Here is a 23,732-nt window from a genome sequence, read left to right as displayed (position 1 = left end):
GGTTCTGATGTGGGTATTTTTTTTACGCCCACATTAAAAACAACCCTGCATCCCTGCACACCCTGCCAAGAAGCGGTATCCATGCGGGTTACAGAGTTGCAGGGTTTGAGAAATAGGCTGCAAAGCCTGCCAAATGAGGAGAGCAGTATGCGGATGAGCATCAAGTCGAACTTCCCGGCCATGGCCGACAGGATCAGCGAGCTGGGCCGGCAAGGCCCGTTCGTCGCAGCCGTAGCCTTGACCCGCACCGCGCAGGACGTCCAGGCCGCGATCAAGGATGAGATGCGCACTTCGTTCGACCGCCCGACCGCTTACGCCCTGAACGGCATGTTCCTCAAGCGTGCGACGAAGACCGACCTCGAGGCGCGCGTCTGGGTGAAGGACAACCCATTCGGCAAGGGCGTGCCGGCCGACCGCTTCCTGGGTCCACAGATCTTCGGCGGCGAACGCCGGCACAAGGGTTCGGAGCGCCTGCTCCAGGCTGCCGGCCTGATGCCACAAGGCTCGTACCTGGTGCCGGCGGCGGGCGCCCAGCTGGACGGCAACGGCAACATCCGCCGCGGCCAGCTCAGGCAGATCCTGTCCCAGCTGAAGGTGCAGGGCGGGGCCGGCCACGAGTCGCGCGCCACCGGCAGCCAGCGCTCGAACCGCACGATCGCGCGCCAGGGCGTGACCTACTTTGCCCTGCCGAACGGTAACCGCGGCCTGCTGCCTGGCGTGTACCTGAAGCGGCGCTTCGGCCACGGCAGCGCGATCCGCCCGGTGTTCATCTTCGTGTCCAAGGTTGAGTACCAGACCCGCCTGAAGTTCCACGAGGTCGGCCAGGCCACGGTGGCCACGCGCTTCCCGGTCCACTTCGAAAGCGAGCTGGCGAAGGCGATGCGAACGGCGCGCCTCTGACGGCGGCGGGCGACACCCCCCCCCCGGGTCTAGGTTCTTCCCAGCCTATAGCAGGCAAGGGTAATTCAGGCCCCGTCAACGCACTAGCGGAACCCGAAAACATTTCCTGACAAACATCCTGACAACGTACCGAAACACATGCCGAACCTGACAACCATTGCCGAGTGGGCCAAGACCGTGGGGATCTCGCGCCAGTCCGCATACGATGCGGTCAAGCGCTGCGAGATCCCGGTCACCGATGGCAAGGTCGACCCGGACTACGCGTCGCACCTGTACGCAAAGAACACCCGCCAGCGCGCGAACGGCAACCGTCCTGACCCTCTGGCACATGGGGCGCAGCCCTCGGCCGCGGCGGGCGCGGGAGGTGCAGGAGGTCCGGAGTCGCCGGCGAAGGTGCCGGGGTACGATTCGAGCCGCGCGCGGAGGGAGGCGGCGGAGGCGACGCTCGCCGAGCTCAAGCTGGCGGAGCAGGCCGGCCAGTTCCTGGTCAAGGCCGACGTCGATGCCGCCGTGTTCGAAGCGGCCAGGGCGCTGCGCGACGGCCTGATGAACTGCGCGCGTCGCATCGCCGCGGACGTGGCGGCCTTGGCCACGGCTGACGAATGCGAGGCGGTGATCGAGCGCGAACACCGCCTGCTGCTCGAAAGCCTGGCGCACAGCTTCAACGAGAAGCTGGCCGCCCAGGTGGAAGGCGCGTTCGAATGATCGGCTTCGCATCAGCTGCTGCCGTTGTGTGCTTGGCCATGGCGCGCGGCCTGGCGCCCGATCCGAACATGACGGTCGACGCATGGGCCGACGAGTACATGATCATCCCGAAAGAGTCGGGGGCAAACGAATCGGGCAAGTACCGCACCAGCCGTACGCCTCACGCGCGCCTCCCTATGCAGGCGCTGTCGGACAATCATCCCTGCAAGACCGTCGCCCTGATGGGCGCCTCGCAGATGCTCAAGACCCAGGTGGGCCTGAACTGGTTCTGCGCGAGCGTACACCAGTCGCCGGCGAACTTCCTATGGATCCTCCCGACCGGCAAGCTGGCCAAGCGTACCAGTGCGCGGGTGAGCAAGACAATCGCCGCGGTACCGGAGGTGCGCGAGCGGGTTGCCGCACCGCGCTCGCGCGATTCCGTCAACACCCTCGACACCAAGGAATACATCGGCGGATCCCTGCACATTGTCACCGCCGGCGCTGCTGCCAACCTGTCCGAGATCCCGGCACGCCGGGTGCTGTTCGACGAGGTCGACCGTGCCGAGGCCAACGTCAATGGCGAGGGCGATCCAGTCGCTTTGGCCAAGGCCCGCCAGACCACCTTCGAGCGCAACCGCAAGAGCTATTTCCCCAGCTCACCCACGGTCACCGGCCAGTCGATCATCGAGAGCCTGTTCAAGCAGGGTACCCAGCAGGAGGCGCTGGCCGAGTGCGTGCATTGCGGCCACGCCCAGCCGCTGGTCTTCGAGCGCCTCGACCAGGACGACGAGGGCCGGGCCGTCTACCCGTGCGCCGATTGCGGCGGCGTCATGTACGAGACCGACAAGAACCGCATGTTCGCGCGCGGCCTGTGGTCGGACGGCGTGCCCGGTGATGGCGAGACGGTCAGCTTCACGATCAACGCGATGTTCGCGCCCTACGGCTGGCTGCCGTGGATTGCCCTGCTGCGCGAATACCGCGCAGCCCGCGCCAAGCTGGATGAGGGCAGCGAGGAGCTGATGATCACGTTCTACAACACGCGCCTGGCGCGCTGCTGGGAGCGCAAGAAGGAACAGACCAAGGCGACCGAGCTGCAAGCGCGCGCCGAGGATTACAAGATGGGCACGGTGCCGAAGGGTGGCCTGATCCTCACCGCCACCGTCGATACCCAGCCCGACCGCTTCGAGCTGAAGGTGCTGGCCTGGGGCGAGGGCATGGAGGTGTGGGTGGTCGACTACCAGGTGATCGACGGCTCGCCGTCCGACCAGACCACCCAGGACAAGCTGGACCAGGCGCTGCTCCAGCGCTACAAACACGCGGGCGGACGCATGCTGCCGATCGGTGCTGCCTTCATCGACTCGGGCGGCGCCAACACCCACGACGTGTACAACTTCACGCGTACCCGTCAACACCGCAACATCTACGCGATCAAGGGCCACTCGACCCCGAACAAACCGATCCTCGGCACGAAGCCCACGCTCGTCGATGTCAACTGGCAGGGCAAGACCGTGCCGCATGGCGTCAAGCTCTGGATGATCGGTACCGACACGGCAAAGGATTACCTGGCTGCCCGTTACCACCTCCCCAGCGGCCCGGGCGCCATCCACTTCCCATCCGACCTACCGACCGAGTACTACGAGCAGCTGACCGCCGAGTACTGCGTGGCCGTGTTCAAGGGCGGGCGCAAGGTTCGGGTCTGGGAAAAGAAAAAGGCCGACCGCAACGAGGCGGGCGACCTGATGGTCTACGGCGTCGCTTGCGCGCAATACCTTGGTCTGCACAAAAAAACAGCAGCGCAGTGGAAGCTCGTGCGCGACTTCGTCGACCCTGACACCCCCGACCTGTTCGAGCAGCCGCCTGCACAGGCAGCAGACAGCCCGGCGACCACCGCCGCCTCACCCGCAGTGCCACCACAAGTAGAACAAACGAGACCCGCACAATGGCAGCCATCGACGAAACCTGTATCGACCTCCAGCATGCCGCGCCGACCAGTCGGGAGGCAGTGGTGAGCAGCGAGGTACTGGATGACCCCGACCTGGTCGATGCCATCTTCGCATTCATCGAAACTGAGTTTCCGGACCTGGCGCCCCGCACGGCCCTGCTGAAAGAGGAGGTGCGGCGCGAGTTCAGTGGGATCGAGATCTATATTCCGCGCCGGTCGACCGCCGAGCGTGCGCGGATCACTGCAGAGGTGCTGCGCGTGTTCAACGGCCGCAACGCAGCGGAGGTGGCGCGGCGGCTCGGGATCGGGCGGGCTACCGTGTACCGGATCATCAAGCAAGAGGGCGGCAAGAAATAATGGGTATCCGGATTAATCTGTGGAACGGTTGAGCTCTAAAGCCCATTAGCTGTGTGGAAACGTGAGTTACAGCTGTGGCATGCGACTACTAGATTCAACATGTCGAACTTGCGTGAGGTGTCCTTCGGTAAGAAGTGGTCCAACGTCAGTCCATCCAACTCGTTCTTGTAGAAAAGCCCCTCGCAGTACGCACAACGGGTCATCGGCTCGTCGACCACTGGCGCCGCAGCTGCTCTCTGGGCGCGTAGCTGGCGAGCTGATGGCTTTCTGTCGTTGAACAAGATGCGGGCCCGGATTACTTCGAACGAGTAACCACGACCCATCCTGTTCGCCACCTTGGCTACCCCGTTGAGACTCTCGGTGTATGCGTTCGTGATTGGATGGTCGAAGTAATTCAGAATCTCCTTGCGCCAGTTCTTCATAGCCCTGGTCAACTCGTGGAAGTCAGCCTTCAGACTGTCTGGCACGTCACCTGCGAAGCTGTCGTAATCCGCGATAGCCTCAGCCTTGGGCTTGTCGTAGATGTTAAACAGCCGCTCCTTGAGGCGATAGGCAGCCGCCATGTCGGGCTCGTTATCCAGCCACATGTCGAGGTTGAATCGCTGCTTCTCGCCCAGGTCACGATGACGCATGCGGATGAGGGCCTTACTGCGCTTCCATGCCAGGTTGACCTTCTGGCCCTGCGCCTTGCCCAGCCTAATCCTGGCCCGCTCGACGCTTGAGTTGGCCATCTTGACGACGTGGAACTTGTCGATAACCACTGGCAGGTTTGGAAAGAGTTCGCGGGCGATGTCGCGGTACGGCGCCCACATGTCGATTGCCAGGCCCTTTACGTGGCTACGGTCGCGGAACTGACCGAACCAACGCCGCAGCGTCTGCTTGTCGCGGTCCGGCAGCATGTCTACCGGCTTCCTTGCCGCGACATCAGTGATGATGGCTCGCATGACCTTGTTCAAGTGCGTCTCATCCAACCCAATCCATTCGGGTAGATAAGGCTTGTAGCCGTCGTCTTTAACCTCGATGTATTCGTTGGCCACGTTGCGGACCGTCTTCTCGTCACAGCCAAGGTGCTCACAAACGCGCTGGAAGGTGTCGCGCAGGCTTTGCTGCTGAATGTACTCCAGGGCCCGGACCGTCATTCTGCGCGCCGCGTCGATGCTTCCTAGAGGCTGAAGGAATGTGCCACTGCAGTCCCGGCACTTGTAACGGCGCACCTTGGCCACCAGGCGGGAAGGCTTGCCGTACATTGGGCAGTCGAGGTACGTAGTGCTGGTAGTGCCGTGCTTGTACAGATTGCCAACGACCCCGCATTTCAGGCAGAAGTCAGGGTCGATGGTGTATTCCACATGAAGCTCAGTGCCGAGGGCATCTTGGCGTTTGTCGATGCAACGCCAGTCAGGCAAGTTAAGTATGTCCGTCATGCAACAATTATCGCGTTACACCTGACTTGCGGGCTGAATAGGCGCGTACTCACCCATGCAGGTAAGTCTACATTTGTCGCTGTTTATGCTTGCCATGCCGTTCTGCATTGACCTCCGCAACGCGTCTGGCATCTGGTTTAGGACTTGCCAGTTTTTTTCGTTCTGACAATAATCACACTTGCTGTGCGTGTACCCAAGGCAATATGCGTTCATGCGGCACTGCCGGCGCCAAACTCAGCCTCAATATCCGCAGCGAGCTGGGGGTGAGTCGACGAGCACGATGCCGCGTACGCTCGCATTGCTGCCTTAGCATTTTTGTCATGGCTTAAGTCGAGTACGAAATAGCGACACCCGTAATGCTTGCCTCCTGGGCGGTCGGTACCGTCAAGCCTGCGAACGTCAAACTTGCGGAACATCCCTTGGTCCTCAGCACCCTTCATTTGGTCGCGCTCAGGAATGTCTTTAACAGACCGCAAGGCAGCGCGAGCATACCGGCGCGCATCCTCTTGCTTATTACTGTTGCCACCCTCGACCCATGGGTAAGCGTCGGAGCCATCAAACGAACGGTAGATAGCTTTTGCTGCCACCTCGGTAGCTCTACGCTCGTCAGTCCCACTAACTTCTTCAAATCGGTTCGTAGCAGTCCGACCAAGCTGGCCGGCTTGCATGAGTTCGTCGCGGTAGTCCATCGCACACCTCCATTCCACAAATTAATCCGGAATTTGAGTATACCCCGAACTCATCCATTCCACAAACTAATCCGGAGAGCCGAAATAATGTCTCAGTTTTCCGAGAAGTGAGACAGGGCAGTCGCTACCCTTGGCGGCATGGCCCTCTCTCAATCTGACCTCGACGCGCTCGACTCCGCAATCGCCTCTGGCACGTTGTCAGTGGAATTCAACGGGCGCAAAGTTACTTACCAGTCGACCGCGGCGCTCATCACCGCGCGCAACCACGTTGCGACTGTCGTCAACAGTGCCGGCCGCAACCGCGGCCCCGCTGTCTTCAAATTCAATTTCACCACGTCGAGGGGCGACTGATGCCAAACCTGCTCGACCGGATCGTCGGCTGGGTCAATCCCCATGCCGGCATCGCCCGACACTTCGCCCGCCAGCAGTTGGCCCGCGCCTACGAGGCGGCCAGCCCGCGCGACACCTGGCGCCCACGCCGCGCCGGGGCCAGCGCGAATGCGGACCACCAGGCCGACGCCAGGACGCTGCGGGTCAAGGCCCGCGCCCTGGTGCAGAACGTTCCATACTGCCGTGCGGCCCTGGATGGCCTGTCATCGGCAACTGTGGGCACGGGCATCGTCCCGCGTGCAACCGGCCAGGAAAAGGAAAAGATCAACAAGCTGTTCGCCGAGTGGAACAGGGTGTGCGACGCAGATGGCCGGTACGACTACTACGGCATGGTGAAGGCGGCCTACGCTGCCATGGAGCAGGACGGCGAGGTGCTGGTGCGTCTGCGTCCGCGTCGCCCGAGCGACAATCTCCCCGTTCCGCTGCAGCTGCAGCTGCTCGAAATCGACTGGCTGGACGACTCGCGCACTGGCACCAATGGCACCAATGGCGGCAACCAGATCATCAACGGGATTGAGTACGACGCCCTCGGGGCGGTAGCAGCCTACTACCTGTGGGACCAGCACCCTGGCGACACGGGCACCTTACGTGGCCGCAAGACCCAGAGCACGCGCGTGCCGGCCCAGTTCATCATCCACCTTTACAACCCGGAGCGGCCCGGCCAGGGCCGCGGCTTCACCCGCTTCGCGCCGGTGATCGCGCGCGTGCGCGACCTGCAGCTGTACGAAGATGCCGAGCTGGCGCGCAAGAACCTCGAGACCCGCCTCAGCGTGCTGGCCAGCGGTGACACGGCCGGCATGGAAAACCCGGCATCGCTCGGCGGCGCGGGGGGCGAGCAGGGCGGTGGCGCGCGCGACCTGGGCGACCTGGGCGCTGGCGGCATCGTCGGCATGCCGCCCGGGATGAGTTTTACCGTCATCGAGCCGAAGGCCGCGCCAGGCTACGTCGAGTACGTGAAATACCAGATGCACATCTTCGCCACCGGCGTGGGTGTCCCCTATGAGACGGTGACCGGCGACATGACCGGGGTGAACTTCAGCAGCGCTCGTGTGCGCCTGCTGGACTTCCGCCGCGCCGTCCAGCAGATGCAATGGCTCGTGCTGGTCCCGAAGCTGCTGATCCCCGTGCACGAAGCGTTTGTCGAGGCTGCCTACCTGGGCGGAAAGATCCGCGGGCGGGACATGTCCGTCGACTTCAGCCCCCCGAAGTGGGACTACGTGAATCCCGAGCAGGACGTGAAGGCCGACCTGGCCGAGATCGGCGGCGGCCTAGCGAGCTTCAGCGAAAAGCTGCGTCAGCGTGGCTACGACCCGGACGTCGTTTTCAATGAACTCAAGGACGACATCGAGAAGTTCCGCCAGATGGGCATCCTTGATGTGCTGCTGTTCCTCCAGCGAGGGAATCTGCCTACTCAGGCTGGCGGCACTGACAAGGCCAGCACAGCCTGATTCGTGCAGGTCCGCAAATTCGTGTTCGAATAAACCAAAGAGAAAACCATGCTTACACTGAAAGCACTTCACGATTTCGCCGAGCAGGTGTTGCGCGCTGAAGCGATGATCCGCGTCGAGTGCGAAGTGGGTGTATAAATGCCGCAACTTTCTGTATCTGTAGTCGCCGGGGTAAGCTCCGACCTGAGCGCTCTCGGCACGCAAGACTGGCTTATCTACCCGAACACGCTGACGCCCGCTCGCAAGGCGAGCGGTGGCGGCAAAATCGTGGTGGGCAGGGTCGGCACTTCGACTGACACCGCCTACAACAGCACCACCGGACGCATGCTCTCGTGGAGCGACGGCGCGCCTACCGCATCCGGCACGAGCGGCGGCGGCATCTACGCCCTCAATGGAACCACCTTGCAGGTTGGTTCCGGCTACTCCTTCAAGGTTCCGGCCGACACAAACGTTCGCACGTTGAAACTGTTCGTTGGCGGTTACAACTGCCGCGCCAATGTCACCGCCACCCTGTCGGATGGGTCCGCCACGGCCGCACCAGTGGCGCACGGTTCGGCAGGCAACTGCGACGCGACCATTGTGTTTCAGGCAGGCGTGGACAACGCTGAACTGACCGTCACTGTTACTGTCAGCACCCCGACAACCAACTGTAACATCAGCGCCTCGGGCGCGAGTCTGAGCGGCCCGGCCTACGGCGGAGGCGGCGGCAATACCGAAACGCCGCCGCCAGTCAACAACGCCCCGACTTTCACCGGGTCCATCGCCAACATCAGCGGCACTGCGGGAAACGCGATTACGTCGGTCAGCGTGGCATCGGCATTCAGCGATACCGACGCGCTGACCTACTCGGCCAGCCCAGGCGGTACCGCGTGGCCTTCCGGCTTGAGCATCAACAGCGAAACCGGCGTCATCAGCGGCACGGTAGCGAGCGCCGGCACGACTGAGGACATCAAGGTGCGCGCCACCGACACGGTTGGCCAGTACGCAGATTCCAACGCCTTCGATGTCGTGATCGCAGCCGCATCGAACGTGTCGATCCCGCACAACGACCCGGCTGTGTACTGGTCGCCGAACTGGGATGACTACGGCACGCGCAAGGAGGCGGTAGCAGCCGGCGCCTATGTTCGCTTTGCTTTCAGCGGCGTGACCGAAGTCAGCGTCAACGTGGACGTGTCTGCCCTGGTCGCGGCTGGCGTGGCGGCGGCGGACTATCCGATTGTCACGACCTTGATCGACGGCTATGTGTTCAACGATTTCCAGCTTAACAGCGGCACGACCACGGTCACCCGCAACGGCTTGAGCACCGGCTCACATACGCTGGAAGTGCAGCTGCGCGCCATCGGCACCAGTGTGCCGGAGTGGACGAATCCCGCAGGGCTGCGTATCACCGGCTTCAGCTTGCCGAACGGAGGCTCCTACTCGGCCGCCGCCACGCGTCCGCTACTGGGCGAGTTCCATGGGGATTCGATCCTTGAAGGCTGGGTGGGAACCTCCACCTCGGGCAACTTCGCACGCAACACGATTGCACCGATGATCGCCAAGGCGCTGGACGCCGAGTATGGACACTTCGGCTTCAGCGGGCAGGGCTACGGTCAGGCATCGAACGGTCGCCCGGCAGTCACCGAGGCGCTGATGTTCTTCTCTGAGGGGCGCTCCCGCCTGGTGAACGGCAAGTTCGCACCCCCGCGTGATTTCCACTTCATCGAGCACGGCACCAACGGAACGACCACGCAGGCGATGGTTGAGAGCGTGATCGAGCAGTTCCGCGCGGCCGATCCGGCTGCATGGATTTTCGTGGCCGTGCCTGCCAGCGGGAAGGCGCGCTCGGCGATCGCGGCGGCAGTCGCGGCGCGCAGCAGCGATGCGAAAGTCAAGTTGCTCGACCTGGGCGCCGGGTATCAGGCTGGCATCAGTGGCAGCGGCAACACGACGGGCGGTAGCAACCTGTATGCCTCCGACGCCGTGCACCGCAATCTGCTCAGTAATGCCATGGTGGCCGCAGGCTTCACCGCCAAGATGCAGGCCTTGATGGCAGGCGTCGCGCAGCCGGTGCTGAGCAACCGCACGGTAACGCTCACGCTTGCCACTGGCATGGACGCGAACAGCCAGCCCATTCCAGCAGCGAACCTAGCTGGCTTGAAGGTTGCCTTCTACGACGAGCCGACACCGGACCTGCATACCGCGCCGCGCTTCAGAGCCGCAAACGTGACGACCAATGCTTCGGGCGTGATGACGCTCGCCGTGCAGTCTACCCTTGCGGCCGGCAGTTCAGGTTCTGTGGTCGTGCAGATGGCCGACGGGCGCAACTTGTTCCGCACAGTGACGGTGGCGTAAATGACTGCCTATCTACACCCGGCGAGCATCGGCGGGCGGGCGTATTTGGCTCCTGCAGAGGTGCCGGTAGTGATCGAACTACCTCCCCAGAACGGCCTCTCCATATCAAAAGTATCAGCGCAGCGAGTGGTTGTGTTCGAGGGCAGTGGAACGCGGCTAGTTATTTTCGAAGGTAGCGGAAGCAGAATAAGGTTTGATCAGATGAGTGCAAAAGAAGCCTATAAGGTCGGCAACAAATGGATGGTCGATCGGGATCCCGACGAGGAGAGCTACTATGCGGCTGACATCACGCAGGAGCTGCACGACCGTAACACCACTGCGGTGCCGAATGAGCTTGTTCTGGTCCTGACAGGGGTTACGCAGCTTGAAGAACCAGTGATTGAGGTGGCGACAATCAACGGTGTGCAACGCACCTTTGTCGTAGCGTTCCTGGGTGGCATTGAGGGTAATCCTCCGCCCGACTGGAAGTGGACGGCGCGTGTCCGCTGCGCGAATGGCGAACGCTTCGACAAGACTACGTATTTCAATAGGGACGACACCTGATGATCCGCATTGCCGACAACCCGTCAGTGCGCGCGCTGTTGGCTAGGGAGGCCACAGTGCAGCAGCCGCCCGAGCTGCCAACCATGGGCGCCGAAAATTCAGTTGTTGAACCTGCTCCTGGCTACCCAGCCAAAAGCCTCACGATCGTGGATGGCAAGTATCGAGCTGTAGACCTCGAAAAGTAGGCATGTAAAAACTGTCTCAGTTTTCCGAGAATTGAGACAGCGCAATGAGCAGAATGGGCTGCATGACGACGCCTACTGCTCAAACCACCACCAGCCGCTCGCCTCAGGACGGCACCGGCAACATGCCGGTACTGACTCGCGCAGCCGTACTGGAGCCTTCGACGTTCGACGAAGCGGCCAACACCATCGAATGCGTGTGGACCAACACCGGCGCGCTTGTGCGTCGCTACGACTGGTACCGCGACACCTACTTCGACGAAGAGCTCGTCGTCACGCCTGAAGCGGTCGACATGTCGCGCTTCGATGCCGGCGTGGTCCAGGTGATCGACAATCACCAGATCTATCGCGGCACCGACTCGATCATGGGCGTCGCCACCAAGGGCAGCATCCAGAGCGGTCAGGGACTGGCCACACTCCGCCTGTCGAGCCGCCCTGAAATGGCCGGCAAGGTTTCGGACATCAAGGCTGGCGTCATCCGCTCGATCAGCTTCGGTTACGTCGTGCGCAAGTATGAGATCACGCCAGCCATCGACCGCACCGATGGCGGCACCGTGCCGCTGTACCGCGCCATCGACTGGCAGCCATACGAAATCAGTTTTGTAACCGTCCCGGCCGACGCCAACGCAAGCACGCGCGAGCAGCCAGCTGGCGGTACGCCATGCGAGTTCATTACCCGGGCGCCCGCCCATTCCGTTCCATCCAACCAGGAAGACAACATGCCAACTGCTACCCAATCGGGCGCCCAGAACCCTGCGCCTATCGACGCCACCCGTTCGGGTGCTGCACCGGCCCCGGCCGCCGCGTCGGCACCAGCTGCCGCACCGGCCGCCGACGATGCAGCCACCCGTGCAGCGCAGGAAGCCGCCACGCGCGCTGCCGACATCACTGAACTGTGCGAGCGCCACGGCGTCACCAACCTGGCCGCCGGCCTGATCCGCAGCGGCAACTCGGTCGACCAGGCGCGCGCCGCCGTGCTGGACGAATTGGCCCGCGACGACGCCGCCCGCGGCGGCCACAACAACGTCCGCATCCAGGTCGTCAGCGACGAACACCAAGTGCGCATGGCCGGCATCGAAGAAGCGATGATGCACCGCATCCATGCCGGCGCCCAGCTGACCGACAACGGTCGCCAGTATCGCGGTATGACCCTGCTCGAGGTCGGCCGCGATTTCCTGGAAGCGCGTGGCATCAACACCCGCGGCATGGACCGCCTGCGCCTCGCCACCGAGATCCTGACCTATCGCTCGGGCATGCACGGTACCAGCGACTTCGCCGCCCTGTTCGCGAACGTCGCCAACAAGCGCATGCGCGACGCCTACCAGGAAAACGTCGGTACCTACACCCAGTGGGCACGCCGCGCGCCGAACGCACCGGACTTCAAGAACATCAACCTCGCGCAGCTGTCGGGTGCGCCGGACCTGCTGCAGACCAACGAACACGGCGAGTTCAAGTACGGCACGATGAAGGACGGAGCCGTGTCGTATGCCCTGGTCACCTACGGCCGCATGGTCTCGCTGACCCGCCAGGCCATCATCAATGACGACCTGCGCGCCTTCGAGCGTCTGGTGACCGCCTTCGGCGCAAGCTCCAGCCGCCTGGAAAACCGCCTGGTGTACAGCCAGCTGACCGGCAACCCGATGATGGGCGACGGCGAAGTCCTGTTCCACGCCAGCCACGGCAACCTCGGCACCGGCGTCGGCTCGGCCCTGCAGCTGAACTCGCTCAAGGCCGGCCGCACCGCAATGCGTAAGCAAAAGGGCCTGGCCGGCGAAGAGCTGAACCTCGCGCCGAACTTCCTGATCGTGCCAGCCGCCCTGGAGCAGGACGCCTACCAGCTGACCAGCTCGAACTACGTGCCGGCAAAGCAGGGCGACGTGAACGAATTCCGTGCCGGCGGCCGTACCGCGGTCGAGCCGATCGTCGAGCCGATCCTCGACGGCATCAGCGAAACCGCCTGGTTCATGGCCAGCAACAACAGCCAGATCGACACCGTCGAGTACTGCTACCTGGACGGCGCCGAAGGCCCGGTCATCGAAAGCCAGACCGGCTTCGAAGTGGATGGCGTCACCTGGAAGTGCCGCCTGGACTTCGCCGCCAAGGCAGTCGACCACCGCGGCCTGTACAAGGGCAACGGCGCCTAAGCCGCGGCCTACAGGATCAACCGTCCAACGAACGATAGGAAGCAACTCGCATGAAAAACAAGATCCAGAAGGGCGATGTCATCGCCGTCATCGCACCGTATGCCGTGACGAGCGGCCAGGGCGTCAAGGTCGGCGCGCTGTTCGGCGTCGCCGCGGGCGATGCCGCGCAGGGTAGCCCGGTCGAGATCGACCGCACCGGCGTGTACGCGCTGGCCGCCGTCACCGCAGACACGGGCGCCGCGGGCGACAAGATGTACTGGGACGACACCGCCCGCAAGCTGACCAAGACCGCCACCAACAACACCCTGGTCGGCGCCCTGGCCGTGGCCAAGGGCGGCAGCGACACCACCGCCACCGTCCTGCTCGACGGCGCGATCCGCTAACCCGTCCCGCCATGTTCTTCGCCAACCTCGAAGCCGCGGCGAATGCCAACGTGCTGAACCACCTGGCCAATGTCCGGGTGGTAATCGCGGGCGCTACGGTACCGGGCATCTTCGAGCGTCCTTCGTCGGTGGCGAACCTCGGCGGCGGCGCGGCCGACACCAGTCCGACCCTCACCGTCGCCTCGAGCGCGGTAATGGCCGAGCCGATCAACCAGTTGGTCCACATCGCCGGCGTCCCGTATGCAATCGTCGCGACTGCACCCGACGGCACCGGCCTGACCATGCTCACCGTGGAGTGCGTGCAGTGAGCACCGCCTTCTCGAAAGCGGTGAGCGCGGTCATCTCGGCGCTGTCGACCAGCCCGGCGGTCTGCAAGTCGATCCACCGCGCCCGCGCCCACGTCGTGCCGGAACAGGAAGACGAGTCGATCAGCGTGCAGTGGGAGCAGGCGCTCCCGCAGCAAGGAACGATCACGGGCGCGCCGATCGACTGGTCGACCCGGCTCACCGTCGACTGCTATGCGCGCAGCGGTGCAGTCGGCGTGACCGGCGACGTTGTGGTCGATCCGCTCCTTGAGCGCGTGTACGAGCGCCTGGCGGCAGACCCTACGCTGGGCGGCATGCTCGATGACCTGGTCATTGCCGGCATCGAGGCCGAGAACACGAGCGAAGGCAAGAAAACTGGATGGGTGCGTCTTACCTACGTCGCCCAGCACCGAACCGAAAACGCACTCATCAGCTGACATGCAAATCGAAAAAAACAGCGACACCCGCGAGATCCCGCCCATGCCTGGCGGTGGCTCGTGGACCTTCGACGAAGCGCAGTGGGCCTGGATCTCGAATGATCCGGTCGCTGCCGAAGCCCCTGACGAAGCCGGCCCGGCCGACGCAGGCAACGAACAGGCCGGTACCTCGGCCACCGACCAGGAGTAATCCATGCCACGTAGCATCAAGAACACGATCGTCACCGCCAAGGTTGAAACGACTACCGGCGTGGACGCAGCGCCAACCGGTGCCGCCAACGCGGTGCTGGTCTCCGACGTCAGCATCACGCCGCTCGAATCCCAGGCCATTGGCCGCAACCTGGTCCGCGGCTACTTCGGAGGCAGCGAGCAGCTGGTCGGCCCTGGCAGCGTCAAGATTTCCTACACCGTCGAGCTGGCAGGCTCCGGCACCGCCGGCACTGCGCCAGCCTGGGGCCAGCTGCTGCAGGGCTGCGCCGTGGCTGAAGGTGTGCTGGCGACCCCGGCGCGCGTGGAATACCAGCCGGTGTCGACCAGCCTGAAGTCGCTGACCCAGTACTACTACGACGACGGCGTTCTGCACAAGCTGCTGGCGTCGATGGGTAACTGCACGCTGTCGGCCAAGGTCGGCGACCGCCCTGTGCTGCGCTTCGAATGGACCGGCCTGGATGGCGGCATCGCCGCGGTGCCGAATGTGGCTCCGACCTTCACGCCGTGGAAGAAGCCGGTCGCCATGACCAAGGCCAACGTGGTGGACATCACGCTCGGTGCGACCTATGCGGCCGGCGCCCTGACGGGCGGTACGGTCTACAACAGCACCGGACTGGAGCTCAACTTCGGTAATGTCGTCAACTTCACGCCGATGCTCGGCACCGAGACCGTGGACATCACCGACCGCGAGTCGACCGCCACGATCGAACTCGAACTGACCGCCGAGCAGGAAGTCGCGCTGATGGCGGCCGTCAAGGCGAATACGACCCAGAGCCTGGCCCTGACCATCGGCACCGTGGCCGGCAACAAGATCATCGTGTTCGCCCCGGCCGCCCAGCTGACCAACCCGAAGAAGTCCGAGCTCAACGGCAAGCGCCTGATCGGCTACGACGTGCGCCTGGTCCCAGTCAGCGGTAACGACGAGTGGCGCATCGTCACCCAATAACCCATCCACCAACTCAATTTGCAAGGAATCGCCACATGGCATTCGTACTGAAAAAACTGAACAAGCTCCCGGTTCGCGTCAAGGGCACCCTGCCGGGCGAGGACGGCAAGCCGGTCGAGTTCGACTTCATCCTGCACTGCAAGCGCCTTACCCAGGAAGAAGTCGAAGCCGAACAGAACGACAAGCATGGCTCCGTCAAGGGCTTTCTGCGCGGCGTCGCCGAAGGCTGGGAGCAAGTGAAGGACGAGAACGGTGCGGCCGTGACATTTAGCGAGGATGGTCTGAATGGCCTCCTGAGCACCGCCGGCATGCCCATGCTGTGCTTCACCAGCTACATGAAGCAGATCGCGGTCGCGGCAAAAAACTGATCAAGGCCGTGCGCCTCATGGCGCGCGGCGACCTTCGCTTCAGCAGCGAGGCGGGCAAGGCCGAGCGGCACGTCAATGAGGCGCTCGCCGCCCTCGGCCTGTATGCCGTTGGACCGGTGCTGGAGCAGCAGGAGTATTGGCTTTGGCCCGAAAACGAAGAAGCTTTCGAGCTTTGGCTTGGCTTGCAGACCCAGTGGAACGTGGGTATGGCCGGTGCGGTCGGCCTCAACTATGCCGGGGTTGAAGCCTGCATACGGATGCGTGACATCGCGCGCAAGAAGCGCACCGAGCTGTTTGCCTCGGTGCAGTTGATGGAACAAGCTTGCCTGGAAGAGTGGGCGGAGAAACGGAAAGGTTAGGCGGCGATGACGGGTACACGCGCAACAATCACGATGGGCGTCGACGGAGCGCCGGAAAGTCGTCGCAATATTGACAGCGTCGCCGAGGCCTTCCGGCGTATGAATGCGGAATCCCTGGCGGGCCTGTCCGGCCAGGTTGGCGCCCTGAACGATCGCATCAGCGGACTCCACTCGCGCATCGGCGATATCGCATCGTTCACCATTGCGGGGGTCTCTCTGAACATGCTCTCGGACAAGATCGGCGCTACGCTCGACAAGTTCGGTGATCTGGACGACATGGCCCAGAGAACTGGCGCGAGCGTCGAGGGCTTGTCGCGGCTGCAGAAAGTAGCGGCCGTATTCGGCGCTGATTTTGGCACGGTCGGCACCGCGTTGGCGAACCTGAACAAGGGCTTGTCCGGAGCGGATGAAGAATCTAGTAAAACCAGGAGGGCTCTCGCATTCCTCGGAATCTCGGCAAAGGACAGTGCGGGCAAGCTGCGCGAGCCTGATAAGCTGATGGAGGACATCGCTAAGCGTCTTCAGGGCTACAAGGATGGAGCTGGCAAAGCTGCGCTTGCTAACGACCTTTTCGGAAAATCTGGACGGGAACTGCTGCCGTACCTGGGCGACGTGGCGGAATCAGTCGACGACTTCTCCGCGACGTCGAAAGAAGCCGTTGCCCAGGCCACTGCCCTGCAGGACCAGTGGGGCATGTTGCGCGTGCGATCGGGCGAGCTTTTCGAAGGCATCGTTGTGTCCGGCCTTCCTGCAATGACTGATCTCGCAGGCGGCATATCGGATGTGATGAAAGCTCAGAGCAAGTTGGCTGCTAGCGAGGACACTGGCTGGGCAGAAGCAATGGCGATGGGAGCTGCGCGCGTTGTTGATGTTTTGGCGTTGATTCCTCGCACTGCATCTGCAGTGTGGAGCAGCCTTAAAGTGATTGGCGCCGATGTCGAGTATTTAGCGACCACCGCAGTTGAGTTAGCGCAACTTAAGAATCCTGCCAACATTGCCCTTAAATACGCCAAGGGAGAAGACCCGCTTAAAGGCATAAAATCTGCTCTGGCGGCGCGCAACAAGGTTCTTGAGGAAGCAAATGCTGAGTACGTTCGCCTCTGGAACGAACCTGCAAATTTAGTTGAGCAAGCCGTAATGGCGCGCTTTGCTGATCGTAAAGGTGCTGCGAAAGGTCCAAGCGCCCCCGACCCTGATAAGCCGCCTGCAAACTATAGTTCCGGAAAGAGCAGCGACGCCGAAGAGGCTGAGAAAGCAGCCGAGGCCTATCGCGCCCTTACTGAATCGATCAAAGCGAAAATCAAGCAGTCCCAGATCGAGGCCAACACCGGCAAGGCGGCGACCGCTGCGCAGCAGGAGCAGATCCGCCTCGACGAGCAGATCGGTGCAGGTAAGCTCAGCCTTACTTCCAAGCAGCGCGCCGTAGTGGACGGCCTGCTGCAGGAGCTGGAGGCTAGCAACGCGGTGATCGAGTCGAACAAACGCGCGGTGGAAGCTCAAGAGAAGATCGACAAGGCCCGCAAGGAAAAGTCTGATGCGATGGCGAAAGTGCTGGACAATGCGACAGAAGAAGCAACACGCAACGAGGTGCTGGCCCGCACGTTCGGGATGACCAAGGGAGCAATTGAACAGGTTGAGCTTGCGCGTCTTGAGGACCAATTAGCCCAGAGTGCGTCCCTTAAGTTGGATCGCGAAGAAATCGAGCATCTGGAAAAGCTGATTGCTGCCAAGAAGCGCAGCGCAGCGGCGCTGGTTTCGGTCGACACCAGCGAAGTGGTAAAGAAGGCCGGCGAGGATCTGGACAAGTTCCTCGACCCGACCAAGGCCCAGACCTTCGGCGAGGCGCTCAAGGGCGCGTTCGGCACGGCTGGCGACTCGCTGACCCAGCTCGTCAGCAACCTCGACGCCTATGCCATCCGTCAGGCCGAGGTCGACAAGGCCCGCAAGGATGCTGCGACCAGGTTCGCGTCCGACTCGAAGGGCTACGCCGCCGCCTCGGCCGCAATCTCGCGCGACGAGCTGCGCAGCCGCGTCACCGCCTATGGCGACATGACCGCCGCCGCCAAGGGATTCTTCTCCGAGGGCAGCAGGGGGTACCGCGCGCTGGAGACCACCGAGAAGGCTTTCCGCGCCTATGAGCTGGCCATGTCCGCCGAGACGCTCGCGAAGAAGCTGTTCTTCAAGGAAGCGGAAGTGGCGGCCCATACCACTCTGAATGCCACCAAGCTGGCCGGCGAAGCCACCACTACGGCCGCCTCGACCGGCCTGGCTGCAACCGAGGCCAGCGCCTGGGGCATCACAGCCGTCGTCAAGGCGATCGCGTCGCTACCGTTCCCGCTGAACCTGGCGGCCGGCGCAGCCACCATGGCGGCGGTCGTGGCGGTCGGCGCGAAGATGTTCGGCGGTGTCGGCGGATCGAGCGTCAGCCTGTCGCAGTCGCGTCAGGAGTCGCAGGGCACCGGCAGCGTCTTCGGCGACGCCGGCGCCAAGTCGGAATCGATCGCGCGTTCGCTGGAACGGGTCGAGGACAACACCTACCAGGGCCTTGCCATCAGCATGGGCATGCTGAACGCGCTCACCGAGATCAAAAGCAATATCGGCTCATTCTCGGCGCTTGTCGTGCGCGACACCAACATCACCGGCCAGGCGCCCGTCAAGGGCCTGGGGCAGGGCAGTGCCGAGGAATTCTGGAGCTCCGACAAGGCGACCTTCCTTCAGGGCGGCATGGTCGGCATGGTCCTGGATAAGCTTACGGGCGGCTGGCTGAGCAAGGCCACTGGCAAGATCATGGGCGCGATCTTCGGCGGCAAGAAGACGCTGGAGGACAGCGGCTTCACGCTCGACAAGGCCTCGCTGGCCACCATCGCCAACGGCGGCCTGAACGCCATGAGTTATGCCGACATCAAGAAGGACGGCGGCTGGTTCCGTAGCGACAAGATGAGCACCCAGCTGGAAGGCCTGGGCGCCGACGGCAATCGCCAGATCACGAAGGTCCTGCTGTCGCTGTCCGACGGGATCCGCGAGGCCGGTATCGCTATGGGCCTGCCGACCGATGCCTTCGCCCAGAAGTTGGACGGGTTCGTCGTCGACATCGGCAAGATCAGCTTCAAGGACATGAAGGCCGACGAGATCGAGAAGACCCTGCAGGCGGTGTTCTCGAAGCTCGGCGACGACATGGCCCAGTTCGCGGTCGGCGGCCTGGAGCAGTTCCAGCAAGTTGGCGAAGGCTACATGGAAACCCTGGTGCGCATCGCCCAGGGCTACCAGTCGGTCGACGTCGTCATGCAGTCGATGGGGATGACCTTCGGCGCGATCGGCCTCGACTCGATCGCCGCGCGGCAGCACCTCCTCGACCTGTCCGGCGGCCTGCAGAAGTTCGTGCAGAACAGCGAGCAGTTCCTGCGGGACTTCTTCACCGAACAGGAGCAGGCGGAAGCGCTGAAGGCGCGGGTGCAGCCGATCCTGAGCCAGTACGGCCTAAAGGCGTCGGGCGAGGACGCGACCAGGATGTTCCGCGACTACCTGGTCGCGCTCGACCCGGCTACCGATGCCGGCGCCAAGGCCTTCGCCGTCCTCAGCCAGATCGCCCCGGCCCTCAAGCAGATCGCCGATGCCGAGCAGTACATCTATGACGAACGCAAGGATCTCCAGCAGCAGCTGGATGAGATGACGATGACGTCGGCGCAGCTGCTGGAGAAGCAGGGGGACGCGCTGCACGAAAGCAACCGCCCTCTGTTTGACCAGATTAACGCGCTCAAGGACTCGAAGGCGGCGCTGGAAGCACAGGTCGAGGCCCAACGCAACCTGACGCAGGCCACGAAGGACCGCGCAGCCAACCTTCTGTCCGGCGTGGACAGCGCCTTCTCGGCCCTGCAAACCGTGGTGGGCCGCGAGAAGACGCTCTTGCAGGAGACGACCAACGCCCACCGCGCGCTGTCGTCGGCCTTGCGGGGCACGCTGGACAGCATGAGCGTCGCCGGTCGCGAGGTGGAAGACCGCCAGAATGCGCGCGCCCAGATTCAGGCGGCGCTGGCGATCGCCAAAGCCGGCGGCGTGCTGCCGGATGCCGATAGCCTGAAAGGTGCCCTGTCGGTCCTGAGCAGGGGCGCTTCGTCCATGTTCGCGACCCAGCAGGACTACCTGCGCGACTTCTACTCGACGCAGAACGACATCGCGGCCCTCGCTGGCCTCACCGATGACGCCCTGAGCGTGGAGGAAAAGTCGCTCAAGGCATTGGACGGCATCCTCGACAGCGCGCAGCAGCAGGTCAACGCGCTGAAGGGGATCGACTACTCGGTGATCACGCTAGCCCAGGCGATCAGCGGCTTCCAAGGTGCGCTTGGTGCAGCAAAGGCGGATCCGGTCGCAAGCGCGGGCGGCAGCATCGCCAACCTGTACCGCGAACTGCTGGACCGCCCGGCTGACAGCGCAGGCCTCGACTACTGGCAGAACGCGGTAGCCGGTGGCCTGTCGCTCGACCAGGTGCGCAAGATGATCATGGAGGGCGCCGAGTACAAGGGCATCCCGGGCTTCGCTTCGGGCGGCATGTTCGGTGGCGGTCTCCGGATCGTCGGTGAGAACGGTCCGGAACTGGAGGCGACTGGTCCGTCGCGGATCTGGAATGCTGGACAGACAAGCAATCTTCTGTCCGGCCTGATGAGGCCGTCTGACAACAGCGCCGCCATCGTCGCAGAACTGCGTGCGGTTCGCGAGGAGAACCGGCAGATTCGGGCGGTCCTGTCCAAGATTGCCGACAACACTGGGGAGCATAAAGAAATGTTCGACAAAGCAACCAATGGCGGCGGACCGGTACAGGTGGAGGTCGTGGAATGACGCCTTCGTTGAGTGTTTTGGTGCCGGTGGAGGTCGATAACACGACTCTCATCAGCAGCACGGTGCCGGAGGCCGACTACGCCGCATGGGCTGCTGGCACAGCGTACGTGAAGGACGCCTTCTGCATCAGCCCTGCCACGCACCGCATCTACCAGTGCATGACGCCGCATACCGGGAAGAACCCGGACGATGTGACGAACCGTGCTGGCACGACCGTGTACTGGCTCGATATTGGCCCCACGAACCGGTGGGCAATGTTCGACGAAGAGGTGAGCACCCAAACGGTCGCTGCCTCGCCGCTGACCGTCGTGCTGCGCCCGGGCAGCTTCTCCGGCCTGTATTTGGCCGGGGTGGATGCCGGGTCGATCTCGATCACCGTCAAGGATGCGCCCAGCGGGGTTGTGATCTACAGCTACACCGGGCAGCTGGAGGGTTCGCAGCCGGCCGACTATGACGAGTATTTCTTCGACCGCTTCAAGCCGCTGACCGACTTCCTCGCCAGCGACATCGAGCAATACAACAGCGCGGAGCTGACCCTGACGCTGTCCTCTGCCGGCGGCGCGGTCAAGTGCGGAGTGCTCGCCATCGGCGATCTCCGGTCGCTGGGCAGAACTCAGTACGGCGCCAAGGCCAAGCCGAAGACCTACAGCTACATCAAGACCGACGACTTCGGGAGGACGTCCATCAAGCGCCGCAAGACCGCGATGGACATGTCGGCGTCCGCGCACCTCGATGTGTCGGAGGCGAACGCTGTCACAGACATCATTCGCAGCGTCCTCGATGTACCTGCGGTATGGATCGCATCCGGGTTGCAGGAGTACGGCTTCCTGCGCGTCTTCGGCCTTGGCAGCGCCGAGATTTCCGCCGACGGGCCGGGGCGCTGCCAACTTTCTCTTAACGTTCAAGGATTAATCTAATGGCACTTACACCACCGCCGGCGGCGCCCCAGCGCGGGGACCGCGCCACGTTCGCGCAGCGCGTCGACGCTTTCATCACCTGGCTGATCAACTTCGTCAGTGAACTGGTCGGCCTCGTCGCCAACCTCAACTCCATCGCAGCGGGAGGGGCGTATGCGCTACCTTACCTCTTCAACAGTCCGGCCGCTGCCATCGGCGGCGCTGTCGGTACGGCATCGGGCGGGCACCTCGCATTCTCCAACGAGGCGACGGTCCTGCTCATAGACACGAAGAACCTTCAGGGCGTTTCGGTCAAAGCGATCCTCAACGCGATCTCCACGTCTTCGAGTGCCGTCAAAGGCACGCTGAGGATCGTCAAGCAAAGCGATCCGTCTACGTTTGCGATTTACAACATCACTTCCTACACAGAGGATGCCGGCGGCAAGTACGGCTACTTCGCTGTTAGCTACGTGCTGGAGAATGGGCTGTTTGCAGAGAACGATCCTGTGATACTTCATCTCCAGCGCACCGGAGACAAGGGCGACACCGGGGCTGCAGCGATCAATCCGTCTGCCAAGTTTAGCGACCGCAAATCCTCCGGAGTAAGCGGCGGCACGAATGTGACGGGTGAGCAGACCCGAACTCTGAACACGACCGATTACAACACTGCCGGCGTGACGCTGTCGGGCAACCAAGTCACGATTCAGCCTGGAACCTACGAAATCCAGGGCCGCGCCCCGGCGCATGCGGTGGGCTATCACCGCGCGTCGCTCTACAACGTCACGGATGGCACCCCTGCCCTGGTTGGGAGTTCGGAGTACGCATCCCCTGCCGGCGGCGTACAGAGCTCGTCCGCGTTCATGGGCCGCATCGTGCTCACGACAGCTAAGACCTTCTCCGTCCGACATTACACGGGTCAGGCTACCACCAGCACCGGCCTGGGCAATGCGGTGAGCGTGAGTGGCGTGAACGAGACCTATACCGAGTTGAACATCACGAAAGTCGCCTAATGGATAACCTCGACACCCCAATCACTCCAGAACTGCCAGCCGAGCCGCAACCGCTGCGCTACGTTACCTTCACCCCTGAAGGCGCGCTCGACGGCTGCTACCTGCAAGTGCCGCCGGACGGACACGCCGACCGCATGATCGTCATCGACGAGACCCTCGCTCCGGCCTGGGTCAACTACCGCGCCAACGAGGCGCGCGACAGCCTGGAGCTGCTGCCGCCACCGCTGCCGGGCGAGCAAGTAATAATCGTGCCGCAGACCGTCACCCGCCGGCAGGCGCGACAGGCGCTGCTCATGGCAGAACTGCTCGATAACGTTCAGCCCGCCATCGACGCCATTCCCGACCCGGTTCAGCGCCGCATGGCCCAAATCGAGTGGGAAGACTCGCTCGAGTTCGTGCGCACTCGCCCGCTGGTGATCCAGATCGGCGAGGCGCTGGGGCTCGATGCCGCCAAGCTCGATCAGCTGTTCATCACTGCTGCGGGACTGTGATGCTGCGCGCCGCCTTCTATAAGGGCACGCGCCCAGGTGTCGCCGGCATCTACAACCGCTTGGTGCGGTGGTGGACCAGCTCGCCGTACTCGCACGTTGAGCTGGTGGTGTCGACCGGCCGCGCCTGGTCGGCATCGTTCGAAGACGGTGGCGTGCGCTCCAAGCTGATCGACTTCGATCCGGCGAAGTGGGACTTGGTCGATCTGCCGGCGCATCTTGAGGCGACTGCGGTCGACTGGTTCGTAGCGCACCGCGGCGCCAAGTACGACGTCGTGGGCAATCTGCAATTCGTGCTGGCCGCCATTCCGCACAGCCGCAAGCGCTGGTTCTGCTCCGAGGCTGTCGCTGCAGCGCTTGGCTTCCCTGATCCCTGGCGGTACGACCCGAGCACGCTCGCGAGTGCAATCACGCTTTTCCGCCAACCCGCTTGATAGCGGGTTTTTTACGTCCACCCGCTTCA

General features: G+C 63.2%; 24 protein-coding genes. 22 read left to right on the top strand and 2 right to left on the bottom strand.

The window, feature by feature from the left end:
- Positions 1-147: 147 nt before the first annotated feature.
- The 4 genes from YWC_RS28230 to YWC_RS28220 all read left to right on the top strand — a co-directional run bounded on the left by YWC_RS28230 (position 148) and on the right by YWC_RS28220 (position 3,883).
- Complete coding sequence (locus YWC_RS28230; RefSeq protein WP_156923489.1) at positions 148-900, top strand: hypothetical protein; 753 nt, start codon at positions 148-150, stop codon at positions 898-900.
- A 138-nt stretch (positions 901-1,038) separates the two neighbouring features.
- Positions 1,039-1,605, top strand: a complete 567-nt coding sequence (locus YWC_RS31420) for a helix-turn-helix domain-containing protein (protein WP_051306211.1) — start codon at positions 1,039-1,041, stop codon at positions 1,603-1,605.
- Positions 1,602-3,593, top strand: coding sequence for a phage terminase large subunit family protein (locus YWC_RS0104310; RefSeq protein WP_051306210.1), 1,992 nt, complete (start codon positions 1,602-1,604; stop codon positions 3,591-3,593). Before YWC_RS31420 ends, YWC_RS0104310 begins: the two co-directional genes overlap by 4 nt.
- Positions 3,524-3,883: a Mor transcription activator family protein gene (locus YWC_RS28220; protein ID WP_084416297.1), complete on the top strand. Its 360-nt coding sequence runs from the start codon at positions 3,524-3,526 to the stop codon at positions 3,881-3,883. The genes YWC_RS0104310 and YWC_RS28220 overlap by 70 nt, the downstream gene beginning before the upstream one ends.
- A 35-nt stretch (positions 3,884-3,918) precedes the next feature.
- Here the strand turns inward: YWC_RS28220 and YWC_RS28215 are convergent, their stop codons facing one another.
- Together YWC_RS28215 and YWC_RS0104295 are read right to left on the bottom strand one after the other, a co-directional pair.
- Positions 3,919-5,304, bottom strand: coding sequence for an ISL3 family transposase (locus YWC_RS28215; protein ID WP_036213049.1), 1,386 nt, complete (start codon positions 5,302-5,304; stop codon positions 3,919-3,921).
- A gap of 209 nt (positions 5,305-5,513) precedes the next feature.
- Positions 5,514-5,993 carry a hypothetical protein gene (locus YWC_RS0104295; RefSeq protein ID WP_027864271.1) on the bottom strand — a complete coding sequence of 160 codons (480 nt, stop codon included), beginning with the start codon at positions 5,991-5,993 and terminating at the stop codon, positions 5,514-5,516.
- A gap of 138 nt (positions 5,994-6,131) precedes the next feature.
- Here YWC_RS0104295 and YWC_RS0104290 point away from each other — a divergent pair, with 138 nt between their 5' ends.
- The 18 genes from YWC_RS0104290 to YWC_RS0104210 all read left to right on the top strand — a co-directional run bounded on the left by YWC_RS0104290 (position 6,132) and on the right by YWC_RS0104210 (position 23,703).
- On the top strand, positions 6,132-6,344 hold the full coding sequence (locus YWC_RS0104290; protein WP_027864270.1) for a phage head-tail joining protein: 213 nt from the start codon (positions 6,132-6,134) through the stop codon (positions 6,342-6,344).
- Positions 6,344-7,831 (top strand): phage portal protein, encoded by a 1,488-nt coding sequence (locus YWC_RS0104285; protein ID WP_027864269.1) that lies wholly within the window; start codon positions 6,344-6,346, stop codon positions 7,829-7,831. Before YWC_RS0104290 ends, YWC_RS0104285 begins: the two co-directional genes overlap by 1 nt.
- Before the next feature lie 138 nt (positions 7,832-7,969).
- On the top strand, positions 7,970-10,165 hold the full coding sequence (locus tag YWC_RS0104280) for a putative Ig domain-containing protein (protein ID WP_084416296.1): 2,196 nt from the start codon (positions 7,970-7,972) through the stop codon (positions 10,163-10,165).
- Positions 10,166-10,708: a hypothetical protein gene (locus YWC_RS32645; RefSeq protein WP_156923487.1), complete on the top strand. Its 543-nt coding sequence runs from the start codon at positions 10,166-10,168 to the stop codon at positions 10,706-10,708.
- Complete coding sequence (locus tag YWC_RS28210; protein WP_036213045.1) at positions 10,708-10,893, top strand: hypothetical protein; 186 nt, start codon at positions 10,708-10,710, stop codon at positions 10,891-10,893. The genes YWC_RS32645 and YWC_RS28210 overlap by 1 nt, the downstream gene beginning before the upstream one ends.
- 62 nt (positions 10,894-10,955) lie before the next feature.
- A complete protein-coding gene (locus tag YWC_RS0104270) occupies positions 10,956-13,034 on the top strand; it encodes a prohead protease/major capsid protein fusion protein (protein WP_027864266.1) in 2,079 nt (692 codons plus the stop codon).
- Positions 13,035-13,084: 50 nt separating this feature from the next.
- A complete protein-coding gene (locus YWC_RS0104265; protein ID WP_027864265.1) occupies positions 13,085-13,417 on the top strand; it encodes a DUF2190 family protein in 333 nt (110 codons plus the stop codon).
- 11 nt (positions 13,418-13,428) lie between these two features.
- Complete coding sequence (locus tag YWC_RS0104260; protein WP_027864264.1) at positions 13,429-13,725, top strand: head-tail joining protein; 297 nt, start codon at positions 13,429-13,431, stop codon at positions 13,723-13,725.
- Complete coding sequence (locus YWC_RS0104255; protein ID WP_027864263.1) at positions 13,722-14,159, top strand: hypothetical protein; 438 nt, start codon at positions 13,722-13,724, stop codon at positions 14,157-14,159. The genes YWC_RS0104260 and YWC_RS0104255 overlap by 4 nt, the downstream gene beginning before the upstream one ends.
- Position 14,160: 1 nt before the next feature.
- Positions 14,161-14,349, top strand: coding sequence for a hypothetical protein (locus tag YWC_RS0104250; RefSeq protein WP_027864262.1), 189 nt, complete (start codon positions 14,161-14,163; stop codon positions 14,347-14,349).
- 3 nt (positions 14,350-14,352) lie between these two features.
- Positions 14,353-15,315 carry a phage tail tube protein gene (locus YWC_RS0104245; protein WP_027864261.1) on the top strand — a complete coding sequence of 321 codons (963 nt, stop codon included), beginning with the start codon at positions 14,353-14,355 and terminating at the stop codon, positions 15,313-15,315.
- Positions 15,316-15,350: 35 nt separating this feature from the next.
- Entirely contained in the window at positions 15,351-15,683 is a 333-nt protein-coding gene (locus YWC_RS0104240) for a hypothetical protein (protein ID WP_027864260.1), read from the top strand.
- Positions 15,684-15,700: 17 nt separating this feature from the next.
- Positions 15,701-16,042, top strand: a complete 342-nt coding sequence (locus YWC_RS0104235; protein WP_051306208.1) for a DUF1799 domain-containing protein — start codon at positions 15,701-15,703, stop codon at positions 16,040-16,042.
- A 6-nt stretch (positions 16,043-16,048) separates the two neighbouring features.
- Positions 16,049-20,875: a DUF4214 domain-containing protein gene (locus YWC_RS0104230; protein WP_084416295.1), complete on the top strand. Its 4,827-nt coding sequence runs from the start codon at positions 16,049-16,051 to the stop codon at positions 20,873-20,875.
- Positions 20,872-21,792, top strand: a complete 921-nt coding sequence (locus YWC_RS0104225; protein ID WP_027864257.1) for a hypothetical protein — start codon at positions 20,872-20,874, stop codon at positions 21,790-21,792. Before YWC_RS0104230 ends, YWC_RS0104225 begins: the two co-directional genes overlap by 4 nt.
- Entirely contained in the window at positions 21,792-22,781 is a 990-nt protein-coding gene (locus YWC_RS31415; protein WP_027864256.1) for a hypothetical protein, read from the top strand. Before YWC_RS0104225 ends, YWC_RS31415 begins: the two co-directional genes overlap by 1 nt.
- Positions 22,781-23,272 (top strand): hypothetical protein, encoded by a 492-nt coding sequence (locus YWC_RS0104215; RefSeq protein WP_027864255.1) that lies wholly within the window; start codon positions 22,781-22,783, stop codon positions 23,270-23,272. The genes YWC_RS31415 and YWC_RS0104215 overlap by 1 nt, the downstream gene beginning before the upstream one ends.
- On the top strand, positions 23,272-23,703 hold the full coding sequence (locus YWC_RS0104210) for a hypothetical protein (RefSeq protein ID WP_229413004.1): 432 nt from the start codon (positions 23,272-23,274) through the stop codon (positions 23,701-23,703). The genes YWC_RS0104215 and YWC_RS0104210 overlap by 1 nt, the downstream gene beginning before the upstream one ends.
- The last annotated feature ends 29 nt before the right edge of the window (positions 23,704-23,732 follow it).

The organism is Massilia alkalitolerans DSM 17462, from assembly GCF_000427785.1.
In the GTDB taxonomy this organism is placed as follows: Bacteria; Pseudomonadota; Gammaproteobacteria; order Burkholderiales; family Burkholderiaceae_D; genus Telluria; species Telluria alkalitolerans.
This window is presented reverse-complemented; position numbering and strand designations above follow the sequence as displayed.

What these genes read in the sequence shown, in the direction of transcription:
- YWC_RS28230 (WP_156923489.1), top strand. Translation starts at nt 148, where the DNA reads ATGCGGATGAGCATCAAGTCGAACTTCCCGGCCATGGCCGACAGGATC.
- YWC_RS31420 (WP_051306211.1), top strand. Translation starts at nt 1,039, where the DNA reads ATGCCGAACCTGACAACCATTGCCGAGTGGGCCAAGACCGTGGGGATC.
- YWC_RS0104310 (WP_051306210.1), top strand. Translation starts at nt 1,602, where the DNA reads ATGATCGGCTTCGCATCAGCTGCTGCCGTTGTGTGCTTGGCCATGGCG.
- YWC_RS28220 (WP_084416297.1), top strand. Translation starts at nt 3,524, where the DNA reads ATGGCAGCCATCGACGAAACCTGTATCGACCTCCAGCATGCCGCGCCG.
- YWC_RS28215 (WP_036213049.1), bottom strand. Translation starts at nt 5,304, where the DNA reads ATGACGGACATACTTAACTTGCCTGACTGGCGTTGCATCGACAAACGC.
- YWC_RS0104295 (WP_027864271.1), bottom strand. Translation starts at nt 5,993, where the DNA reads ATGGACTACCGCGACGAACTCATGCAAGCCGGCCAGCTTGGTCGGACT.
- YWC_RS0104290 (WP_027864270.1), top strand. Translation starts at nt 6,132, where the DNA reads ATGGCCCTCTCTCAATCTGACCTCGACGCGCTCGACTCCGCAATCGCC.
- YWC_RS0104285 (WP_027864269.1), top strand. Translation starts at nt 6,344, where the DNA reads ATGCCAAACCTGCTCGACCGGATCGTCGGCTGGGTCAATCCCCATGCC.
- YWC_RS0104280 (WP_084416296.1), top strand. Translation starts at nt 7,970, where the DNA reads ATGCCGCAACTTTCTGTATCTGTAGTCGCCGGGGTAAGCTCCGACCTG.
- YWC_RS32645 (WP_156923487.1), top strand. Translation starts at nt 10,166, where the DNA reads ATGACTGCCTATCTACACCCGGCGAGCATCGGCGGGCGGGCGTATTTG.
- YWC_RS28210 (WP_036213045.1), top strand. Translation starts at nt 10,708, where the DNA reads ATGATCCGCATTGCCGACAACCCGTCAGTGCGCGCGCTGTTGGCTAGG.
- YWC_RS0104270 (WP_027864266.1), top strand. Translation starts at nt 10,956, where the DNA reads ATGACGACGCCTACTGCTCAAACCACCACCAGCCGCTCGCCTCAGGAC.
- YWC_RS0104265 (WP_027864265.1), top strand. Translation starts at nt 13,085, where the DNA reads ATGAAAAACAAGATCCAGAAGGGCGATGTCATCGCCGTCATCGCACCG.
- YWC_RS0104260 (WP_027864264.1), top strand. Translation starts at nt 13,429, where the DNA reads ATGTTCTTCGCCAACCTCGAAGCCGCGGCGAATGCCAACGTGCTGAAC.
- YWC_RS0104250 (WP_027864262.1), top strand. Translation starts at nt 14,161, where the DNA reads ATGCAAATCGAAAAAAACAGCGACACCCGCGAGATCCCGCCCATGCCT.
- YWC_RS0104245 (WP_027864261.1), top strand. Translation starts at nt 14,353, where the DNA reads ATGCCACGTAGCATCAAGAACACGATCGTCACCGCCAAGGTTGAAACG.
- YWC_RS0104240 (WP_027864260.1), top strand. Translation starts at nt 15,351, where the DNA reads ATGGCATTCGTACTGAAAAAACTGAACAAGCTCCCGGTTCGCGTCAAG.
- YWC_RS0104235 (WP_051306208.1), top strand. Translation starts at nt 15,701, where the DNA reads ATGGCGCGCGGCGACCTTCGCTTCAGCAGCGAGGCGGGCAAGGCCGAG.
- YWC_RS0104230 (WP_084416295.1), top strand. Translation starts at nt 16,049, where the DNA reads ATGACGGGTACACGCGCAACAATCACGATGGGCGTCGACGGAGCGCCG.
- YWC_RS0104225 (WP_027864257.1), top strand. Translation starts at nt 20,872, where the DNA reads ATGACGCCTTCGTTGAGTGTTTTGGTGCCGGTGGAGGTCGATAACACG.
- YWC_RS31415 (WP_027864256.1), top strand. Translation starts at nt 21,792, where the DNA reads ATGGCACTTACACCACCGCCGGCGGCGCCCCAGCGCGGGGACCGCGCC.
- YWC_RS0104215 (WP_027864255.1), top strand. Translation starts at nt 22,781, where the DNA reads ATGGATAACCTCGACACCCCAATCACTCCAGAACTGCCAGCCGAGCCG.
- YWC_RS0104210 (WP_229413004.1), top strand. Translation starts at nt 23,272, where the DNA reads ATGCTGCGCGCCGCCTTCTATAAGGGCACGCGCCCAGGTGTCGCCGGC.